At 46.0% G+C, this 20,014-nt stretch carries 24 protein-coding genes; 10 read left to right on the top strand and 14 right to left on the bottom strand.

Features of this window, described 5'->3' with window-relative positions; genetic code table 11:
* Positions 1–42 precede the first annotated feature (42 nt).
* Positions 43–390 carry a cupin domain-containing protein gene (locus tag B2W60_RS11190; RefSeq protein ID WP_292360559.1) on the bottom strand — a complete coding sequence of 116 codons (348 nt, stop codon included), beginning with the start codon at positions 388–390 and terminating at the stop codon, positions 43–45.
* 170 nt (positions 391–560) lie between these two features.
* Between B2W60_RS11190 and recQ the strand changes: the two genes are divergently transcribed.
* On the top strand, positions 561–2,687 hold the full coding sequence (recQ, locus tag B2W60_RS11185) for a DNA helicase RecQ (protein WP_292360561.1): 2,127 nt from the start codon (positions 561–563) through the stop codon (positions 2,685–2,687).
* Between the two features lie 82 nt (positions 2,688–2,769).
* On the opposite strand, the gene B2W60_RS11180 is transcribed toward recQ, so the two are convergent.
* Entirely contained in the window at positions 2,770–3,738 is a 969-nt protein-coding gene (locus B2W60_RS11180; RefSeq protein WP_292360563.1) for a hypothetical protein, read from the bottom strand.
* Between the two features lie 109 nt (positions 3,739–3,847).
* Between B2W60_RS11180 and B2W60_RS11175 the strand changes: the two genes are divergently transcribed.
* Positions 3,848–4,879 carry a GlxA family transcriptional regulator gene (locus B2W60_RS11175; RefSeq protein WP_292360564.1) on the top strand — a complete coding sequence of 344 codons (1,032 nt, stop codon included), beginning with the start codon at positions 3,848–3,850 and terminating at the stop codon, positions 4,877–4,879.
* 86 nt (positions 4,880–4,965) lie between these two features.
* Here the strand turns inward: B2W60_RS11175 and B2W60_RS11170 are convergent, their stop codons facing one another.
* Complete coding sequence (locus tag B2W60_RS11170; protein WP_292360566.1) at positions 4,966–5,142, bottom strand: DUF6435 family protein; 177 nt, start codon at positions 5,140–5,142, stop codon at positions 4,966–4,968.
* A 55-nt stretch (positions 5,143–5,197) separates the two neighbouring features.
* Positions 5,198–5,977 carry an exodeoxyribonuclease III gene (locus B2W60_RS11165; protein ID WP_292360568.1) on the bottom strand — a complete coding sequence of 260 codons (780 nt, stop codon included), beginning with the start codon at positions 5,975–5,977 and terminating at the stop codon, positions 5,198–5,200.
* Between the two features lie 108 nt (positions 5,978–6,085).
* Here B2W60_RS11165 and rpsT point away from each other — a divergent pair, with 108 nt between their 5' ends.
* On the top strand, positions 6,086–6,346 hold the full coding sequence (gene rpsT, locus B2W60_RS11160; protein ID WP_292360570.1) for a 30S ribosomal protein S20: 261 nt from the start codon (positions 6,086–6,088) through the stop codon (positions 6,344–6,346).
* Positions 6,347–6,409: 63 nt separating this feature from the next.
* On the opposite strand, the gene proB is transcribed toward rpsT, so the two are convergent.
* The 4 genes from proB to rplU all read right to left on the bottom strand — a co-directional run bounded on the left by proB (position 6,410) and on the right by rplU (position 9,286).
* Positions 6,410–7,540: a glutamate 5-kinase gene (gene proB / locus B2W60_RS11155; protein ID WP_292360572.1), complete on the bottom strand. Its 1,131-nt coding sequence runs from the start codon at positions 7,538–7,540 to the stop codon at positions 6,410–6,412.
* A gap of 2 nt (positions 7,541–7,542) precedes the next feature.
* Positions 7,543–8,592 (bottom strand): Obg family GTPase CgtA, encoded by a 1,050-nt coding sequence (cgtA, locus tag B2W60_RS11150; RefSeq protein WP_292360574.1) that lies wholly within the window; start codon positions 8,590–8,592, stop codon positions 7,543–7,545.
* 97 nt (positions 8,593–8,689) lie between these two features.
* Positions 8,690–8,947, bottom strand: a complete 258-nt coding sequence (rpmA, locus tag B2W60_RS11145) for a 50S ribosomal protein L27 (protein WP_014705802.1) — start codon at positions 8,945–8,947, stop codon at positions 8,690–8,692.
* 27 nt (positions 8,948–8,974) lie between these two features.
* The gene (gene rplU, locus B2W60_RS11140; RefSeq protein WP_292360576.1) at positions 8,975–9,286 is read right to left on the bottom strand and encodes a 50S ribosomal protein L21; all 312 of its coding nucleotides are present in this window, start codon (positions 9,284–9,286) and stop codon (positions 8,975–8,977) included.
* A 166-nt stretch (positions 9,287–9,452) separates the two neighbouring features.
* On the opposite strand from rplU, the gene ispB reads away from it, so the two are divergent.
* The 7 genes from ispB to B2W60_RS11105 all read left to right on the top strand — a co-directional run bounded on the left by ispB (position 9,453) and on the right by B2W60_RS11105 (position 15,159).
* On the top strand, positions 9,453–10,421 hold the full coding sequence (gene ispB, locus B2W60_RS11135; RefSeq protein ID WP_292360578.1) for an octaprenyl diphosphate synthase: 969 nt from the start codon (positions 9,453–9,455) through the stop codon (positions 10,419–10,421).
* Positions 10,422–10,492: 71 nt separating this feature from the next.
* Positions 10,493–10,795, top strand: coding sequence for a (2Fe-2S) ferredoxin domain-containing protein (locus B2W60_RS11130; protein WP_292360579.1), 303 nt, complete (start codon positions 10,493–10,495; stop codon positions 10,793–10,795).
* Complete coding sequence (hpnD, locus tag B2W60_RS11125) at positions 10,792–11,649, top strand: presqualene diphosphate synthase HpnD (RefSeq protein ID WP_292360580.1); 858 nt, start codon at positions 10,792–10,794, stop codon at positions 11,647–11,649. Before B2W60_RS11130 ends, hpnD begins: the two co-directional genes overlap by 4 nt.
* A complete protein-coding gene (gene hpnE, locus B2W60_RS11120; protein ID WP_292360582.1) occupies positions 11,618–12,934 on the top strand; it encodes a hydroxysqualene dehydroxylase HpnE in 1,317 nt (438 codons plus the stop codon). Before hpnD ends, hpnE begins: the two co-directional genes overlap by 32 nt.
* Positions 12,935–13,007: 73 nt before the next feature.
* A complete protein-coding gene (locus B2W60_RS11115) occupies positions 13,008–13,373 on the top strand; it encodes a hypothetical protein (protein WP_292360584.1) in 366 nt (121 codons plus the stop codon).
* 8 nt (positions 13,374–13,381) lie between these two features.
* Positions 13,382–14,143 (top strand): SDR family NAD(P)-dependent oxidoreductase, encoded by a 762-nt coding sequence (locus tag B2W60_RS11110; protein ID WP_292360586.1) that lies wholly within the window; start codon positions 13,382–13,384, stop codon positions 14,141–14,143.
* An 89-nt stretch (positions 14,144–14,232) separates the two neighbouring features.
* Positions 14,233–15,159: a GGDEF domain-containing protein gene (locus B2W60_RS11105; protein WP_292360588.1), complete on the top strand. Its 927-nt coding sequence runs from the start codon at positions 14,233–14,235 to the stop codon at positions 15,157–15,159.
* Here the strand turns inward: B2W60_RS11105 and rluB are convergent.
* From rluB to crcB, 6 genes are read right to left on the bottom strand one after another with little or no spacing between them, the layout of a single operon-like run.
* A complete protein-coding gene (rluB, locus tag B2W60_RS11100; RefSeq protein ID WP_292360590.1) occupies positions 15,156–16,091 on the bottom strand; it encodes a 23S rRNA pseudouridine(2605) synthase RluB in 936 nt (311 codons plus the stop codon). The genes B2W60_RS11105 and rluB overlap by 4 nt on opposite strands.
* A 16-nt stretch (positions 16,092–16,107) precedes the next feature.
* On the bottom strand, positions 16,108–17,325 hold the full coding sequence (locus tag B2W60_RS11095; RefSeq protein ID WP_292360592.1) for a tryptophan--tRNA ligase: 1,218 nt from the start codon (positions 17,323–17,325) through the stop codon (positions 16,108–16,110).
* A gap of 35 nt (positions 17,326–17,360) precedes the next feature.
* Positions 17,361–18,041 (bottom strand): site-2 protease family protein, encoded by a 681-nt coding sequence (locus B2W60_RS11090; RefSeq protein ID WP_292360594.1) that lies wholly within the window; start codon positions 18,039–18,041, stop codon positions 17,361–17,363.
* Positions 18,034–19,308, bottom strand: a complete 1,275-nt coding sequence (gene serS, locus B2W60_RS11085) for a serine--tRNA ligase (protein WP_292360596.1) — start codon at positions 19,306–19,308, stop codon at positions 18,034–18,036. Before serS ends, B2W60_RS11090 begins: the two co-directional genes overlap by 8 nt.
* A 1-nt stretch (position 19,309) precedes the next feature.
* Positions 19,310–19,600 (bottom strand): DUF190 domain-containing protein, encoded by a 291-nt coding sequence (locus tag B2W60_RS11080; RefSeq protein ID WP_292360597.1) that lies wholly within the window; start codon positions 19,598–19,600, stop codon positions 19,310–19,312.
* Entirely contained in the window at positions 19,597–19,971 is a 375-nt protein-coding gene (gene crcB / locus B2W60_RS11075; RefSeq protein WP_292360599.1) for a fluoride efflux transporter CrcB, read from the bottom strand. The genes B2W60_RS11080 and crcB overlap by 4 nt, the downstream gene beginning before the upstream one ends.
* Between the last annotated feature and the right edge of the window lie 43 nt (positions 19,972–20,014).

Genomic DNA, 20,014 nt, shown 5'->3' with positions numbered 1-20,014 from the left:
TTCATTGCATTTAACCCAAATTAACAGGCAACAAATTATATTTTAAGCGTTTGATTTAAATTTATTTTTCAAAATTTTAAAACGGCTAAGAGCACATTTCACAAAATTGCCATCTTTATGTTTGAATTGCTTCTTCAACGCTTTTTTAACTTCCCAAGTACCTTTATACCCATTCGGAAAGACGACTAAATCTCCCGCTTTAAATGTCGTCGCGGAGCCACCATCATTAGGCGTCATGACACATTCGCCTTCAACGATAAACGCGATTTCTGTGGTCACAAATGACCATGGAAAGGTTGAGACTTCTTTTTCCCATGTTGGCCAGTGAGCAACGCCCAATTCTTTTAAACGTGCTGCACTAGGGTTGTTATCAACTGTAATTTCTTTCATTTTCTTTCCTAAATTTTTGATTTATTCCCAAAACCAGACTGATTTGAGACGTTTGAACTACCCTATTTTGCCTGTCTTTTAGCGATAAACCGAATTTATCGACCACATGCCATGTTTAGACCGAGGGCAATTTGCCATAATGGGTATTTTAATGGCTTACTGATTTTCTTATGCAACACGTCGGGCAAACCGCACTCACTGTTTTACAAAGCGTATTTGGTTTCAGCGATTTTCGCCATAACCAGCAAACTATTGTAGATCAGGTAATTGCTGGTGGTGATGCGCTGGTTTTGATGCCAACCGGTGGCGGCAAGTCATTGTGTTATCAGATTCCGGCTTTGATTCGGCCGGGTACGGGCGTGGTGGTGTCACCGCTGATAGCCTTGATGCAGGATCAGGTGGTGGCATTAAAAGAGCTGGGCGTGAATGCGGCCTTTCTGAATTCCAGCTTATCGGCTGCTGAAGCCAATGCTGTTGAGTCTGCGCTTGAGGCCGGTGAAATCGATTTGTTGTATATGGCACCTGAGCGTTTGTTAAATCAACGCACGCTGACGATGTTGTCACGCATACAGGTGTCACTGTTTGCCATTGATGAAGCGCATTGTGTGTCGCAATGGGGCCATGATTTTCGCCCGGAATATCAGCAACTGCGCATGTTGCATGAACGCTTTCCGGATATCCCGCGTATTGCGCTGACCGCCACGGCGGATAAACGTACTCGCGTTGAAATCATCGAACAGCTCAATCTGCATGACGCCAATGTCTATCTGAACAGTTTTGACCGGAGCAATATTTTTTATGCCATTGCCGAAGCCAATCAGGCTAAACAACAGCTTTGGCAGTTTATTGAAACCCAGCATGCCAACGATGCCGGGATTGTTTATTGCCTGTCTCGTAAAAAGGTCGATGCGATTGCCGAGTGGCTGACCGATCAGGGTCGCATCGCTTTGCCCTATCACGCCGGTTTAACCTCACAAATGCGGGCAAATCATCAACAACGTTTTTTACGCGAAGAAGGCGTGATTATCGTCGCCACTATTGCCTTTGGTATGGGCATTGATAAACCCGATGTGCGTTTTGTGGCGCATTTAAATCTGCCCAAAAATATCGAAGCCTATTATCAGGAAACCGGCCGCGCCGGTCGTGATGGTTTACCGGCTAATGCCTGGATGGCGTATGGCCTGCAAGATGTTATTACCCTGCGTCAGTTTATGCAGAATTCTGATGCACCAGATCTGATTAAACGGGTCGAACATCACAAGCTCGATGCAATGTTGGGCCTATGTGAATCCATCAGCTGCCGGCGGCATGCCCTGCTCGCCTATTTTGATGAAACGTCACCGGAAACCTGTGGACAATGCGATAACTGTCAGAACCCGCCAGAGCATTTTGATGCCACCGAAGTTGCTCAAAAAGCCTTGTCCTGTGTCTATCGCACCGACCAGCGCTTTGGGGTGAATTATTTAATTGATGTGTTGGTGGGCAGTGAAGATGAACGCATCAAGACTAACCAACATGATCAGCTCAGTACGTTCGGTATTGGCTCAGATCTGACCGCTACGCAATGGCGCGGTATCTTCCGCCAGCTTATCGCCACCGGATATCTTGATATTGATATCAATCGCTACGGGGCTTTGCGTCTTACAGAAAAATGTCGGGCGATTTTACGCGGTGAACAAAAATTGCTGCTGCGAAAACAGCAAGCCAAACAAACGCTCAGCAAAAAAGAGAAAAAACAATCTACCGTGCGCCCGCAGGATCAGGACTTATGGGAGGCTTTACGTCAATTACGAACCGAGATCGCCCAGCAAAATGGTGTTCCACCTTTTGTGATCTTTCATGACTCAACGCTGCAGGAAATGTGTCAGACCAGACCTAACGATATGCAAGCCATGGCCCGTATTTCCGGTGTCGGCGCACAAAAACTGGAAAGTTACGGTCAGCGATTTTTATCCGTCATTCAGCAGTTTCCATTATCCGAATTATTAAATAACGGCTTACGTGACACGGTGAATCAGACGTTGATACTGCATGAACAAGGGTTGAGCCCTGATCAGATCGCGAAACACCGTGAGCTAAAAATCAGCACGGTCTACAGTCATCTCTCCGATGGTATTGAAGCCGGTCTGCTGGATGTTAAGAATGTACTGGAACTGGAAGATGGTGACTTCAATGCGATTATTTCCACCATTGAGTCGCTGGGAGAAAAGGCCGACAGCCTGAAAGTCGTGTTTCATGCGCTGGATGAAGCATACGATTACGGGGTGATTCGCTGCGTGATGGCCTCAGTTCATTAGTACTGTACTTTTTTGAGGTACTTTACGTAACAGGTTCCGACCTGCGGCCGGAACCTGTTACGTAGCAATTCACTCACACCAATTAACCAGCTGAATGGATCAGCGGAGCCAGCGCATTGTTTATCTTTGTCATCTGAGCTTGCGTGATCAACTCACTCAGCACTTTGGTAAACCGGGTGTGCTGTATTCCAGAAACAATGTATTGCCAGCGATATGCGCTAAGAAATTGTTCAGCTATCGCCGCTTGCTGCTGTGCAGTGAATGTGGCTCTCGACACAGCAATAAAATAGCTGGCATCTGCCTTGGCCTGTTGTTGCAATATGCCATCTACGGCAGCAACTAATTCCATCAAATCCTCAACAGCCTGTTCACGCTGCACATGGGAGAGTTTTCTATCCTCTTCCCGCCATTCAATTTCATCCAGAATCGCATGCTGGGATTCTTCTTTCCAATGAAACAGAAATACGTCTTTATATAACGGTGATAAGCCCTCACATTCAGCGATACTCTGCCGGTAATGCTGCTGCGTGAACAATTCAATATGGCAGGTTAAGCCAAGCACCGCCCAGGTGGACTTGGTTAACACAGCACGCGCCACATCATTCGGATCAATCGTAAAATAATAGCCTTCAGGCATCACTTTACCGGTCATCACTTCTATCCGGCGAAATAGCGCCTGATGTTTAAGCTCCTCATCGCTGAACCTGATCAGTGCCTCCAGTGCCACTTGATCACCCAACACATGATGCTGGCCCAGCTCCAATACTTTGGCGTTGATAAATCGCTCCACCAGACCAAAAATATTGGCATAAGTACGTCCCTGGATCTGGCTGACAAAGCGTTTGTCCTCTGCAGTCAGGAATCCCCATTGATTTACCCGTGATAACTGGTCGGGCAAAAACTTTTGTGTGGCGTCAAATTCCCGGCCTCGAATCACATCTTCTTCAATCCGCCAGGAAACCCGTTTTGATGCCATTACACATCTTTGATAACGGTGTGCGAATGGCGTAATTTGTTGCTCATTTTCATAAGCCTGATTCATCATATTCATGGTATTTTCCTCATTCATCTGCTTCATTAACGTTTAATGAAGTTATGAAAAAGATTAAGCGTCGTATAAATGCGCTATAAGATGCAAAAAACCAAAAAACGGTTCATTTATGCCAAAAATGACTGCAACCTCGCTTGATGTCTGTATTGTGGCGATTCCGGAAACAGCGGGGTCGGCTTTATATGGCATGAAAGATGTGCTGATGGCGACGGGCAATATCTGGCAGACACTGTCACGTAAAGAACAGCAGCAAACTCCTTTTAATGTGCATATCGTGTCAAACCGTCGTGAGATGTTTTTCTGCGGCAATAACATCCCCATTCAGCCTGACAGCGACTTTCATCATCTGGCCGATTCACCTGATATCGTTATACTGCCGGAGCTATGGCTCGGTCCTGATGAACCGTTGACCGGTCGCTATCCGGAGTTGATCGCCTGGATAAAAACGCAGCATGCAAAAGGCGCCTATATCTACTCGGCCTGCTCAGGCGCCATTATGCTCGCCGAGACAGGGCTGCTGGATGCCTGTGATGCTACTTCCCATTGGGGATATCAGGACTTGTTCCGCAAACATTATCCGAAAGTCCGCTTCAAACCAGAGCCAAATTTAGCCTTTGCAGATACCGCAGGGAAAATAGTGACAGCCGGTGGCACCACGTCGTGGCACGACCTGGCTATTTATATTATTTCCAAGCACTTCAGTCCCGCGGAAGCGGTCAGAATTGCTCAGGTTTATCTGCTTAAGTGGCATGATGAGGGTCAGCTGCCCTATCACACCTTGTTACGGAATAATCCCCATAGCGATCATCTTGTTGCCGAATGCGAAAATGCACTCAAACGCCACTACAAAAACGGCCATGCTCTTCAGCTGACGCTGCAGCAAGCCAATATTCCGGAACGCACGCTCAAACGCAGATTCAAATCCGCGACAGGCTTGACTCTGATTGATTACCTGCAGAATATTCGCATCGAAGCCGCCAAGCGCCAGCTTGAACAGACTCAACTGCCGGTGGATGACATCAGTTTTGAGATCGGCTATGAAGATGCGTCGTTTTTCCGTCGCTTGTTCAAACGCAAAACCGGCTTAACGCCAAGCCAGTATCGCCGAATGTTTAAGCCCATCATTCATGCCGCAGACTAAAGCTGACAACTTCGCAGTAATCACGAATAGTCAGTGCTTAGATCAGGTCGGGGTTTGAAGCCAAGCCATTTTTTGAGGTAACTGAATTATTCAGGTTTCGACTCAAGCCGTTGAATCTCTTCAACCAGAAGCTGAGACTCTTCGGTGAGCCTGGCAAACTTGCGTATGTCACCATTACGTTGCGCCAGCATGGCCTGCTCACGTTTTTGAGCAAGCTGCTTTTTCAGTTTTTTGACTGGGTCCGACTTGAATAATGAAAACATGGTTTGTTTCTCTCAGATAGACCCTAATCAGAGAGAAACAAAACAGGAAAGTTCATTATTTTGGTAGTTCGTAATCGTAATCAATAGTCAGCGGTGCATGATCAGAGAAGCGTTCATCGCGATAAATATCGGTTGCTTTGACTTTACCTTTCAGACTCGGGCTCAGAACATGATAATCGATACGCCATCCTGTGTTATTGGCCCAGGCCTGACCACGGTTGGACCACCAGGTGTATTCATGTTCAGCCTGCGGCAGTTCACGGAACGCATCGACAAAATTCATCTCATAAAACAACTTATCCAGCCAGGCACGTTCTTCAGGTAAAAAGCCGGAGTTTTTCTGATTGCCTTTCCAATTCCGGATATCTTCATTCTTATGAGCGATATTCCAGTCACCGCAAATAATGTAATCTCGACCGGATTCTTTCATTTCCTGCATTTTATTTTCGAAAAACTCCATGCAGCGATATTTAACCTGCTGCCGTTCATCACCTGATGTGCCTGATGGCAGATAGAGGGAGATCACGCTCAGATTGCCAAATCTGGCTTCAATATAACGACCTTCGATATCAAACTCGGCATTGCCCATGCCTGTAATAACTTCGTCCGGTTTTTGTCGACTGTATATCGCGACACCGCTGTAGCCCTTTTTGACTGCATCGTGGTAATAACAGTGATAGCCTTCAGGAGTGAAAATCTTGTCTTCCAGCTGATGAACTTGCGCTTTAGTCTCCTGAATGCACACCACATCGGCATCCTGTTTTTTTAACCAGTCAAAAAATCCCTTACGCGCAGCGGCTCGGATCCCATTCAAATTCGCTGTTATAATTCGCATCATTCACTCGTACTTGAAAAAAGACAGCATCATACCATTTACAAATGGAAGCAAAATCAGGATAATGCCCGGTTCATATACAAATAGCTGATTCTTAGGAGAAACACTTTGGCAAACTCAGCACAAGCAAAAAAACGCGCCCGTCAGGCGGAAACACACCGTCAATTAAACGCTAGTCAGCGTTCTGCGATGCGTACTAAAGTTAAAGCACTCAGAAAAGCGATTATCGCTGGTGATAAAGAACAAGCCGTGGCTGCATTTCAAGCTGCCGTACCCGTTCTGGATCGTATGGCACGTAAAGGCCTGATTCATAAAAATACTGCTGCTCGTGGCAAAAGCCGTTTAAACAACGCTGTCCGTGCGATGTAATTGACTGTTCTATAGAATCAGCTAAAAAAAACCGGCTAACGCCGGTTTTTTTATGTCTGTCCTTTATCCCGTAACGACCAGATTATCCCGATGGATTAACTCCGGCTCATCAACATATCCCAATAAACTTTGAATCGCCTGACTGGGCTGCCCCATAATTCTTACGGCCTCATCAGCATTGTAGTTCACCAGGCCCCTTGCAACTTCCCGCCCGTGCAAGTCTGTACATAACACTAATTCACCACGAGTAAACTGCCCATCAACCTGACGTACCCCAACCGGTAAAATACTGCGGCCATGCTGTTTGATCACAGCTACTGCGCCATCATCCAGCATTAATCGTCCTTTGGGAATTAAATGTCCGGCAAGCCATTGCTGGCGAGCTTTAATCGGTTTCATATCGGGCCACAACAACGTACCCACGCCCTGGCCAGCTGCCAGGTGACGTAAATTCAACGGATGTTTTCCAGATAGAATCACTGTCGTGGCACCGGATCTCGCGGCACGTCTGGCCGCCGCTAATTTGGTTGCCATACCGCCACGGCCTAACTCACCTTTACTGTCACCGGCCATAGCGTCCAGATTTGAATTACTCGCGGCAGAAGCCGCCAGCATTCTGGCATTTGGATTTAACCGTGGATCACTATCAAATAAGCCATCCTGATCAGTCAGGATAACCAATACATCGGCTTCAACCAGATTGGCGGTCATTGCCGCCAGCGTATCATTGTCCCCAAAACGGATTTCATCGGTAGCAATGGTGTCGTTTTCATTCACAACCGGCAGAATACCCATATCCAGCAAAGTGTGTAATGCACTGCGTGCATTCAAATGGCGGCCACGATCAGCTAAATCAGAATGAGTCAGTAGAATTTGTGCAGTATGAATGCCATGTTGCTCACAAGCTGTAGCGTAAGCATGGATAAGCCCCATCTGACCCACACTGGCTGCGGCTTGTAACTGATGTAAGGCATGGGGACGACGCCGCCAGCCCAGTCTTTGCATACCCGCAGCAACTGAGCCGGAGGTGACCAGAACGATCTCTTTACCCTGATTTCTCAACTCGGCTATTTCGCCACTTAACCAGCGAATGCGATCCACATCCAAGCCTTCTCCCGGCTTGGTTAGTAAAGCACTACCAATTTTAATCACCCAACGTTTGGTTGATAAAAGTTGCTGATGCGGATTTTCCACAGTTAGTCCTCGATGGGTTTAGCGGGAGGCTGCTCACTCTGACGTAAATCATCCAAGTATTGCATGATATCTTCACACAACTTCGCGCAACCTTCACCCGTCTGTCCACTGATTTTGTAGACCGGTCCTTGCCAATCCAGACGCGTTAACACTTCCTGAGTGAGCTCATCACGGATATCATCCGGCACCAAATCCATCTTATTGAGAATCAGCCATTGCGGCTGTTTACCCAGCGCTTCACTGTAGTGAAGTAATTCGCGATTAATAATGTTAACGCTTTCCACCGGATCCTGTTTCACATCAACGGGTGCCATATCAACCAGATGCAACAGCAATCGAGTGCGTGTTAAATGCTTAAGGAACTGGATACCTAAACCGGCACCTTCCGCCGCGCCTTCCACCAGCCCGGGAATATCGGCAATAACAAAGCTGCGTACATCTCTGAGAGTCACCACACCAAGGTTTGGATGCAAAGTGGTAAAAGGATAATCGGCCACTTTGGGCTGGGCAGCAGAAACCTGACTGATAAAGGTCGATTTTCCGGCATTGGGTAGTCCCAATAATCCAACATCGGCTAGTAATTTCATTTCAAGGCGCAATGTACGCTCTTCGCCTGGCGTTCCGTCTGAGGTTTGACGTGGCGCACGATTAATACTGGATTTGTAACGTGCATTACCCAAACCATGCCAGCCACCTTTGGCGACCATCAGTTTGTCACCATGCTTGGCCAAATCGCCAATCAGTTCATTGGTATCTTCATCCCAGGCTTCCGTCCCGACAGGCACTTTAATAATTAAATCTTCGCCACGGGCACCACTGCAAAGTTTGCCGCGGCCATGTTCGCCACGTTGGGCTTTAAAGTTACGTTTATAGCGAAAATCGATCAGCGTATTAACTTGTGTATCTGCCAGCAGATACACATCACCTCCATCGCCTCCATCACCACCATCCGGACCACCGAAAGGGATATATTTTTCACGACGAAAGCTCAGGCAACCATTACCGCCGGCACCCGCGCTGATTTTTATTTTCGCTTCATCAACAAATTTCATACTGCCGACCAGATAATTTTTTTAATAATTGCCACAAACAAAAAACCCCGCATCAGCGGGGCTTTCAGCTGTTTGCCCCAACGGGCTAACAAAATCTTTATTCAGCGATAACGCTGACAAACATGCGATTGTTCGCACCTTTGGTTTCGAATACCACTTTACCATTGGCTGTCGCGAATAAGGTGTGGTCTCTACCGATACCAACATTACGACCTGCATGGTAACGGGTGCCGCGTTGACGAACCAGAATGTTACCGCCTAATACTGCTTCTCCACCGAAGCGTTTAACACCAAGGCGTTTCGACTCGGAATCGCGACCGTTGCGGGTACTACCGCCAGCTTTCTTATGAGCCATGTTAAGTCCTCTTTAAATTTGTCAATCTTAGGCGCTGATGCCAGTGATTTCGATTTCTGTATAAGATTGGCGATGCCCCATCTGTTTCCGATGGTGCTTACGACGACGAAATTTGATGATTTTGACTTTATCACCACGGCCATTGGCTGACACAGTTGCAGTGACTTTGGCGCCTTCCAGGTAAGGAGCGCCGACTTTAATGTCATCGCCTTCACCTACCAACAGAACTTTATCCAGCTCAACCGTATCTCCGGCTTCTGCGGATAGTTTTTCAATACGGAGCTTTTCGCCCTCTTTAACTCGGTACTGCTTACCACCAGTCGCGACAATAGCGTACATCGCTTTCTCCAAAAAAATAAATGTTATTGTGGGTAACCCAACAAAAGACCGGGAATTTTAACTGCTTTCTACATACAGATCAAATGCAAATTGAATTATTTGCGAATCACCGTGACCCATGAGAAAGTACGCGTTTAATTAATCTAGACAGGCAGACAAACGCCCCGTGGATATACAATCCATTTACGCACTTATCCAGCAGGATATGGATGCAGTTGACGCAATGATACAACATCGGCTGCAATCTGAGGTTGTATTAATAAACCAGCTTGGACATTACATTATTAATAGTGGTGGAAAACGCTTGCGTCCCGCTATTGCACTGCTCAGCGCCCGAGCCTGTAATCATCAGGCTTCTGCGCATATCAATCTTGCGACTATTATCGAATTTATTCACACTGCAACCTTGCTGCATGATGATGTAGTTGATAATTCCACTATGCGGCGTGGTCAGGAAACAGCGAACAGTGTCTGGGGAAATGAAGCCAGTGTATTGGTCGGTGACTTTCTCTATACCCGTGCGTTTGAAATGATGGTGGAACTTGATTCGATGCGTTTGATGCAAATCCTTTCCCACACCACAAACGTCATTGCGGAAGGTGAAGTATTGCAACTGTTGAATGTACATGATGCCGATACGACTGAAGAACGCTATCTGCAAGTCATTCATCATAAAACAGCCAAATTATTTGAAGCAGCCGGTCAGCTGGGCGCTCTCATCAGTAATGCCTCCGACGAGATTGAAATGGCTTTGGCTAATTACGCCATGCACCTTGGCAGCGCTTTTCAGCTGGTAGATGATTTACTCGATTACAGTGCATCCAGTGAAACTATCGGTAAAAATATTGGTGATGATCTGGCTGAAGGCAAACCGACTTTACCGCTGATCTATGCCATGCAAAATGGTACCGTCGAACAGTCAGCCATTATTCGAGAAGCAATCGAACAAGGCCAGCGCGATAAAATTGAGGACATTATTGAAATTATCCACATCACTGGCGCTATTGATTATACCGCTTCAGCCGCTCTCAATGAGGCGAAGCAGGCAAAAGACAAGCTCATCATTATTCCCGACTCAGAGTACAAATCCGCCTTGATTGGACTGGCTGATTTCGCTGTTTCACGACATTTTTAATAGAGGATAAATGACGACACGACTTCCGCTTTTACATATTTATTCCGGCTTCGTTAAGCTGAATCGACACTATGGCTGAAATATACAAATATCATATGTTCATTTGCACACATCAGCGTGATGATGGCTCTGATTACTGTGAGGAACACGGCGCGCAGTCACTACGTGACTATGCCAAACAGCGGGTGAAAGACCTCAAATTAAAAAAAGTCCGGGTCAATAATTCCGGTTGTCTTAACCGCTGTAAATTGGGACCAGTTATGGTTATTTATCCTGAAGGTGTCTGGTATCAATACCATGACAAAGCCGATATTGATGAAATCATCGACACCCATCTGGTCAACGGCAAAATTGTCGAGCGTTTATTAAAATGACACCGCAGCAATATTGCCGGGATAAAGCGGCGAAAAGCGGTTCAAGTTTCTACTACAGTTTCCTTTTTTTACCTGTCAAAAAACGTGAGGCTATCATGGCCTTATATGCTTTTTGCCGTGAGGTTGATGATGCCGTTGATGAAATAAGTGATCCACTTGTGGCTGCACAGACACTGGCTTGGTGGCGTCAGGAAATCTCCCGGACATTTGCTGGGCAAGCGACGCATCCGGTTGGCAAAGCATTAGCAGAAACTTTGCACGACTTTGATCTGCATGAAGAATATTTTCACGAAATTATTGATGGTATGGAAATGGATTTAACCCAGCATCGATATCCAGCATATAAAAATCTGGCCTTGTACTGTCATCGCGTTGCCAGTGTGGTGGGCTTACTTTCCGCACAAATCTTCGGTTTTTCTGACCGAAAAACCTTAAAGTTTGCTGAGAAACTCGGCCTCGCCTTTCAACTGACCAACATAATTCGCGATGTTCGTGAAGATGCAGAGCGGGGACGGATTTATCTGCCATTGGATGAGATGCAACAGTTTGGTGTCACTGAACAAAGTGTTCTGGCTTTAAAACAAACCGAAGCGTTGACGGAGCTACTTAAATTCCAGACACAGCGAGCTGAGCAGTTTTATCAGGAAGCCATGCAACTGTTGCCTGAACAGGATCGACATAATCAATGTACTGCACTGATTATGGCTGAAATTTACCGGACTACTTTGCACGAAATTGCCCACGATAATTTCCCGGTAATGAAGCAGCGAATATCGCTTACTCCAATCCGTAAATTGTGGCTGGCCTGGCGAACCCTGCGTCGTGAAAAAAAGCGCATCAAAAGCCATCGCTAATATGCAAACCCTTATTATTGGAGGTGGCTGGAGCGGCCTTGCTGCGGCAGTTCGCTTAGCTGAAAAAGGCCAAAACCCCATAGTTTTTGAAGCAGCAAAACAACTTGGCGGACGGGCACGAACGGTCAGATGGCAAGATATTGACATTGATAATGGCCAACATTTGATGATTGGTGCATACCGACATATGCTGGATCTGCTTCATCGGGTTGGCATAGAAGAAAACAGCGTGTTTCAGCGCAAGTCATTAGATCTGCAAATCCTTGATCCTTACTTTTCTCCACTCCATTTATCCACCACGAGGTTATTACCTTGGCCAATTGCAATATTGCCAAAGTTATATAGCAGTCTCGGTTGGCAAGGCTTAATGAGCTTTTTGCGAATTGCCAGACAGATAAATTCATCATCCGTTTCACCACACCTTACAGTAGAACAATGGTGCAGACAGACAAACCAATCGTCACGCATCATCTCGCAATTATGGGTCCCGTTGTGTCTGGCGATTATGAACACTCCAATAAGTCAGGCGTCAGCCAGTGTTTTTGCTGCCACTTTGAAGGATAGCCTTGCTGCAGACAGGCAATCTGCCGATTTGCTAATCCCTAACAAACCCCTCGGCAAGGTACTTCCAGAACCATGCAACAAATTTATTCTCAACCAGGGCGGTGAAGTGCGATTGCAGTCCCGTATTGAGAAAATCGTAATTGATGCTGGAAAAGTCACTGGTGTAATCACCAGTAAAGATGAATTTATTAACACAGAAAATATCATTGTCGCGGTGTCACCCCGTATTCTGCATAAACTTTTAGGTAAGCAGCTTAACTTACCGAAAGTTACTGAATATCCTATAACCACGGTGTATCTGCAGTATTCGGCGCAATTTAGATTAAAAGCCCCTATCATCGGTTTGAGTAATAGCTTATCTCAATGGATCTTTGACCGCTCAGATCAATCCCCCGGCCTGATTGCAGTCGTTATCAGTGGGCCAGGAGAGCATGAATTGCTAACAAAACTACAGCTCATTGAACAGGTTATCACTGATTTAACAGGAATTTTGCCTGAACTTCCCCATCATTATCTGGCAACACATGTAATCCGGGAAAAACGAGCCACTTTCAGTTGCGGGGTGGTTGATAACAGCCAGAGACCTAGCTGTAAAACCATAATAAATGGGCTCTGGATAGCTGGAGATTATGCAGAAAACGCTTATCCTGCTACATTGGAAAGTGCTGTAATGAATGGTTATCGAGCGGCAGAAAATATTTTAGTGGGAAATTTACCCTAACAACCTGTCGATATAGTCGTAATTGCTTGTTATACTCGCCCATTAGTTCATTTAAACCTAAAGAGGGGATGCCATGTTAAATCGTATGCGTTTAATTTTTACCGGTCTTTTTTTGAGTCTGGCCCTGATCGCCTGTAGCAATGAAAGCGACAACGCTGTCACCGATAGCAGTGAAACAGAGACATCAGCTCCTGCAACAGTAGAATCTGCACCGGAAGCTGCTGAAGCAGTAACCGAAGAAAATGAAAATGGCATCCAGGCCGGTATGACCAGAGATGAGCTTATCTCGACTTACGGCGAGCCTGATATTGCTCAAGAAAGAACGCTTGATCAAATGAATATGGAAACTCTGGAATGGCATAATGATGACGCATTGATTATTGCCCAATTATTAGATGGCAAAGTCACTTACGGCCGTATCGTTCCTAAATCTGAATAAAATTCGCCATGTTATCCCAAGCTGAGCAGTCCATACTCAGCGGGCAGGTTGTGCTTGTTACCGGTGCCCTAGGTGGCATCGGTAGCGAAGTCGCACTGGCTTACGCTCGGCATGGCGCAACGATCATTCTGCTCGACAAACATATTTCCCAGTTGGAAAAGCTTTACGATCTTATTCTGCAGGAAAGTGGCATTGAACCCGCTATATTTCCCATCGATTTTAAAGGGGCAAATGCAGAGAATTACCAACAACTCGCTCACACCATCAAAGAAACCTTTGGCCGCCTTGATGGTTTAGTTCATTGTGCAGCGGATGTTGGACAGTTAGCCCCCATAGCCAATCAGGATATTAAACAATGGACGGAAACCCTGCAGGTTAACCTGACTGCAGCTTTCTTACTGACTCATTCATGTCTTCCATTGTTGCAGGAAACGGCTGAGCAAAGCTTTATTATTTTCACCACTGACAGCCAACATGATAAGGCCTATCGTGGCGCCTATGGCTTGAGTAAAGCCGCCTTAGAGTGTTTCTGCCACCAATTATCACTGGAAACTGAAGCTGCCGCTAAAGTCCGGGTGAATTGTATTGACCCCGGTCAGGTAAAAACCAAACTGCATGCCCGGGTTTACCCAGCAGCTGATCCACAGCACTTGCCGGAACCCACCGCCGTCATTCCGGCCTATCTCTATCTTGCCAGCGCACAAAGCGGCCATTTACATGGTCAATGTTTGAATGCGCAGATGGAATTACCCGTCAAAGTTTTGGCTTAACTACATAACACCTTGTAAATATTAGTAATTTAAACCATGGCACATATTTAGCATGGTTATTGTAAATTATCTTATTTACGAGCGTGCACATGATTCATTCACTGCCATCAGACACCACAAATTTGCGTCGACTGGAACAGAATACGGTTTCGGTTATACAAGCAGGCCCGATTTCCGCTGAACGCGATGATGCGTTAGCTAAATTACCTTTAATTTTACAGACATCCCTGGATACCAGACAGTTACTCAGACTGTTTGATGAACAGATCAAACCTTTGCTCGCTCACAGTGGCCTGCAGTTTACGCATCCTGATAATAAATTTGAGTTCAGATTGGGCGCAAAACGCCATCATAAATGCAATTATCAACTGGAAATTGACCATGAGTATCTTGGTCAACTGACTATAAGCCGTGCTTATCGTTTTTCCAGTACAGAAATTAACCTGGTTGAGGATTTATTGTGCAAACTGGTTTACCCACTCAGAAACAGTCTGCTTTATACCCGCGCTTTAGATGCTGCTCTGACTGATACGTTAACCCAGCTTCCCAACAGACAAGCATATAAAAATACCATTGAACGTGAAATTGACCTGGCTCATAGGTTAAAACTGCCATTGTCGTTATTGGTTTTAGATATCGATCACTTTAAACAGATAAATGACAACTTTGGTCATCAGGTCGGTGACGAGACTTTATGCCGCGTTGCTGACACATTACTGTCCAGCTTAAGACGCAGTGATGCATTGTTTCGTATTGGTGGTGAAGAATTTGCCATCGTACTCAGTCATTGCCATCATGAAGCCGCTCTGCTGGCAGCAGAACGACTTCGTCACGCCATCAATGATTTAAATCAAAGCGATAGTGAACAACAATTTCCCGTCACTATCAGTATTGGTCTGGCTGAATTATGTGTAGGAGAATCAGCTGACAGCTTATTTCTTAAAGCTGATGAAGCGTTGTATCAGGCAAAATTTGCCGGGCGTAATCAGGTAGTTACGGCCAGTGTGAGCCTTTAATGTTCACTGCGTCCACGAATACGTGGCCCTTTTCTGGTTTTTGGGGCTTCACGTTTACCAGATCTGGGGGCGGTCTTTGTTGCCGCTTTTGCGGATTTATCAGGCCACTTTGATGATTTAGGCGCTTTATCGACAGGAACTTCTTTTTTATCCGCAATTTTTTCTGCTGGTGCTCCCTTCTTGCCGGGTTTGGATTTTAATCCCGCTTCTTCATACAGATATTCCAGCTCTTTCCCTTCCAGCATCATCCAACGACCAGGTTTAAGTTTATTCGGCATAATCACTGGTCCATAACGTAAACGAACCAAACGACTTACCTGAACACCCTGACTTTCCCATAGCCGTCTGACTTCACGATTACGGCCTTCCTGAATCACCACATGAAACCAGCTGTTAGCCCCTTCGCCACCGCCGGGCTGAATATCAGAAAAATGCGCTTTGCCATCTTCCAGTTCAACACCATCACGTAACGTCTGCATCATTTCCGAGGTAACATCGCCTAATACACGAACGGCATATTCACGATCCATCTCATTGGATGGATGCATTAACTGATTAGCCAGTTCACCATCGGTAGTCAGGATAATCAAGCCACTTGTATTCAAATCAAGACGACCGACACTGACCCAACGACCTTCTTCAGGTACAGGCAAGGACTGGTAAATAGTTCTACGACCTTCCGGATCACTGCGAGTACAGACTTCACCCACCGGTTTGTGATACAGCAATACCTGCGGCATTGATTGCTGCCAGATCCGCTTGGATGATAAAGGTCGCCCTTCAAGCGTTACCCTATCCCTTTCAGAAATTTGATCGCCGAGAGTGGCGGGCACACCATTGACCTGTAACTTGCCGTCTTTTATCCAACTCTCAATCAAACGGCGCGAGCCGTATCCGGCACGAGCCAGTACTTTTTGTATTCTTTCAGCCATAATATTTTTCCTTCGGCTATTTATAAGCCAGACCCATTGCTGCACGTACTTCGCTCAATGTTTCCTGAGCTACTTCTCTTGCTGCAGCACTGCCATCATCAATAATACGTCGTACATCTTCTGGATGTCGGCTGAAATCATCCGCGCGTTCGCGGATGGGTTTAAGTTCGGCGATTACCGAATCAATAAGTGGACCTTTACAATCCAGGCAGCCGATCCCAGCCGAGCGGCAACCTTGTTGAACCCATTGTTTCTGATCTTCATCAGAATACACTTCATGTAATTGCCAAACCGGACATTTATCCGGTTCACCGGGGTCGGTACGGCGTACCCGGTTGGGATCCGTTGGCATACGTTTGATTTTTTCGGCAACGGACTGATCCGACTCTCGCAATGAGATGGTATTACCATAGGATTTGGACATCTTCTGCCCATCCAGACCTGGCATTTTAGAAGCCGGGGTCAACAATGCTTTCGGTTCTGGCAAGATCACTTTACCGCCGCCTTCCAGAAAGCCAAATAAACGCTCCATATCACCCAGCGCCAGACTTTGTTGATTTTTTAATAATTCACGAGCCGTCTGTAATGCTTCAGTATCACCCTGCTCTTGATAGGCTTTACGCAAATTGTTATACAACTTGGCATTTTTCTTACCCATTTTTTTCACGGCAGATTCGGCTTTATCTTCAAAATCTGCTTCACGTCCGTAGATATGATTAAAGCGACGGGCAATTTCACGTGTCAACTCAACATGAACCACCTGATCTTCACCGACCGGCACCTGACCGGCGCGATAAATCAGAATATCAGCGCTTTGCAGTAATGGATAACCCAAAAAGCCGTAAGTCGACAGATCTTTTTCTTTGAGTTTTTCCTGCTGATCTTTATAAGTCGGTACACGTTCCAGCCAGGATAAAGGCGTGATCATTGATAATAATAAATGCAGCTCAGCATGTTCAGGTACACGTGATTGCAGAAACAATGAAGCTGAAGAAGGTTCAATACCCGCCGCCAGCCAATCAATCACCATTTCCCAGACACTGTCTTCAATCACCCGGCTATCTTCATAGTGCGTGGTCAAAGCATGCCAGTCAGCAACGAAAAAGAAACAATCAAATTCGTGTTGTAATTTAATCCAATTTTTCAGAACGCCATGATAATGCCCCAAATGCAACTGCCCTGTCGGACGCATGCCTGAAACAATACGACGTGACTGATACGCTACCGTGTCCAAAATAATCTCCTGATGAGCTTGCTCAATTCAGTGTTTTACAGAATAAAAAATACTTGCATTGGCATATCAAAGATAAATGCCAGCAATCCCATATATGCCTGCATCAAAGGCCATAAAATCATCATAACGATGCCAAAATAGAGTAATGCCAGCAAGATAAAAAATCCGTAAGGCTCAACTTTTTCTACCCGCCAGGCCAGGTGAGGTGGCAATACACTGACCAAGACCCTTCCACCATCCAGTGGGGGTAACGGCAGCAGATTCAATAACATCAACATACCATTCACTAATACACCGGCAACCCCCATGTAAATCATCGGCCCGGAAATAAGCACATCATTCACGGCCAGCAATAGACCAATCTTGGCAACCATCGCCCAGAAAAAACCCATCACTAAATTGGCACCTGGCCCTGCCAGAGCGACCCAAGCCATATCTTTTTTTGGATTTCGCAGATTTTGAAAAGTAACAGGTACCGGTTTGGCCCAGCCAAACATAAAGCCGGTAAACATCAGTAATAAAGCAGGAACCAGAATCGTGCCTAATGGATCGATGTGCTTAATCGGATTGAGTGTTAATCGCCCCATCATCTGGGCTGTTTTATCACCCAGCTTTAATGCCGCCCAACCGTGAGCGACCTCATGTAAAGTGATGGCGAATAAAACCGGCAATGTCCAGATAATAATCTTCTGGATCAGACTAAACTCATCACCCATGAATTTTATCCACGCCGCCCATATAGGCACGAAGTGGCTCGGGAATGACGACACTGCCATCTGCTTGTTGATGATTTTCTAATATCGCCAGTAAAGTGCGTCCCACAGCCAGACCTGAACCATTTAAAGTATGCACCAATTCAGGTTTTCCTGTTTCAGGGTTCCGCCAGCGCGCCTGCATTCGCCGCGCCTGATAGTCGCCGAAATTACTGCAGGAGGAAATTTCCCGATAAGTATTCTGGCTCGGTAACCAGACTTCCAAATCATAGGTTTTGCTTGAAGCAAATCCCATATCGCCAGTGCAAAGCAGCATTTTACGATAAGGCAGATCCAACATCTGCAGAATTTTTTCAGCTTGACCGGTCAATTGCTCGTGGGCTTCGGCAGAGACTTCTGGCGCAACGATCTGCACCAGCTCGACTTTTTCAAATTGATGCTGACGAATAAGACCACGTACATCACGGCCATGTGAACCGGCTTCGCTGCGAAAACAGGGTGTATGTGCAACAAATTTCAATGGCAACTGTGCAGCATCGACAATACTGTCACGCACAATATTGGTCACCGGTACTTCGGCTGTTGGGATTAGATAAAGCTGACCATCATCAACAGCAAATAGATCTTCAGCAAATTTGGGCAGTTGTCCGGTTCCACGTAAAGAATCGGCATTGACCAGATAGGGTACGTAAGTTTCGGTATAACCGTGATCAGTTATATGGGTGTCCAGCATAAACTGAATTAACGCCCGTTGCAGTCGCGCCAATTGACCTGTCAAGGTCACAAAGCGCGCACCACTGATCTTGACAGCAGTTTCAAAATCCATCTGCTGTAAGCCTGCTCCCAAATCTACATGATCCTTAGGTTCAAAATCGAATTGCCGCGGAGCGCCCCAGCGAGAGACCTCGACATTGTCATTTTCATCTTTACCTTCGGGCACATCATCCTGTGGGATATTCGGTATGCTCATCGCAAGATCGTTCAACTGATCCAATACTTTGGCCAGTCTGGCTTCAGCGGCTTTATGCTGATCACCTAAATCGTCGATCTCGGCCAGCAATGGTGCAATGTCTTCACCCGAGGCTTTGGCCTTACCAATCATTTTGGAACGCGCATTACGTTCGGTTTGCAATGACTGAGCATCCAACTGTGCCTGACGGCGTTCAGTTTCCAATGTTGCAAGCAGGATCACATCCAGCTGAAAGCCACGACGGGCCAACCCCTTTGCCACTTCCTGAGGTTCGGTACGTAATAATTTGAGGTCTAACATGTTAAATTCCGCTTTGCACTGGCCAGCTGACAATATGATCAACTTCCACCATAGTTTTTATTTTAGTGATGATATCGTTTATTTGTTCTGGTTTATCAAAAAACTCGATAACCATTGGCAAATCCGACGACAAATCTAGTATCGACGCTTTATGAACCAGACCGTTGGAACCTAAGCCGGCTACCCCCCGAAACACGGTAAAACGCACTTTATTCTGCTCCAGCTGTTTAAGCACTTGCCGTACTTCATGTCGTCCATCAGATAAGTAAACTCTCACTAATGTCAGATTCATAACTGTCTTCCCAGACTGATGCCTAACCATGTTGCCAACAGGCATAACACGACGCTTAACAATACATTTAGTCCTGCTTTAACAAATGCACCATCTTCCAATAATGTAAACGTTTCCAGCGAAAAGGTGGAAAAGGTTGTAAAGGCGCCAAGCAGTCCAACAATCAATCCGGCCCGCCATTCAGCTGCTACGGCTAATTTTTCAATCAGCAGGATGAACAGTATTCCGATCAGCAATGAGCCAAGCACATTAACCGCCAAGGTCCCATAAGGAAAGTCACGCCCTAATATTTTATAAACACCATTGGACATTGCAAAACGCAATAAAGCACCAGCAGCACCACCAACAGCGATAGCAGTAAGTTGCAACACGGCATAAGCCCTGTAGATACAAAGTGTGTTATTTTACCTGATT

The sequence above is a fragment of the Methylophaga sp. UBA2496 genome, assembly GCF_002341635.1.
In the GTDB taxonomy this organism is placed as follows: Bacteria; Pseudomonadota; Gammaproteobacteria; order Nitrosococcales; family Methylophagaceae; genus Methylophaga.
The sequence above is the reverse complement of the archived record's forward strand: the minus strand, read 5'-3'. Positions and strand labels throughout refer to the sequence as shown.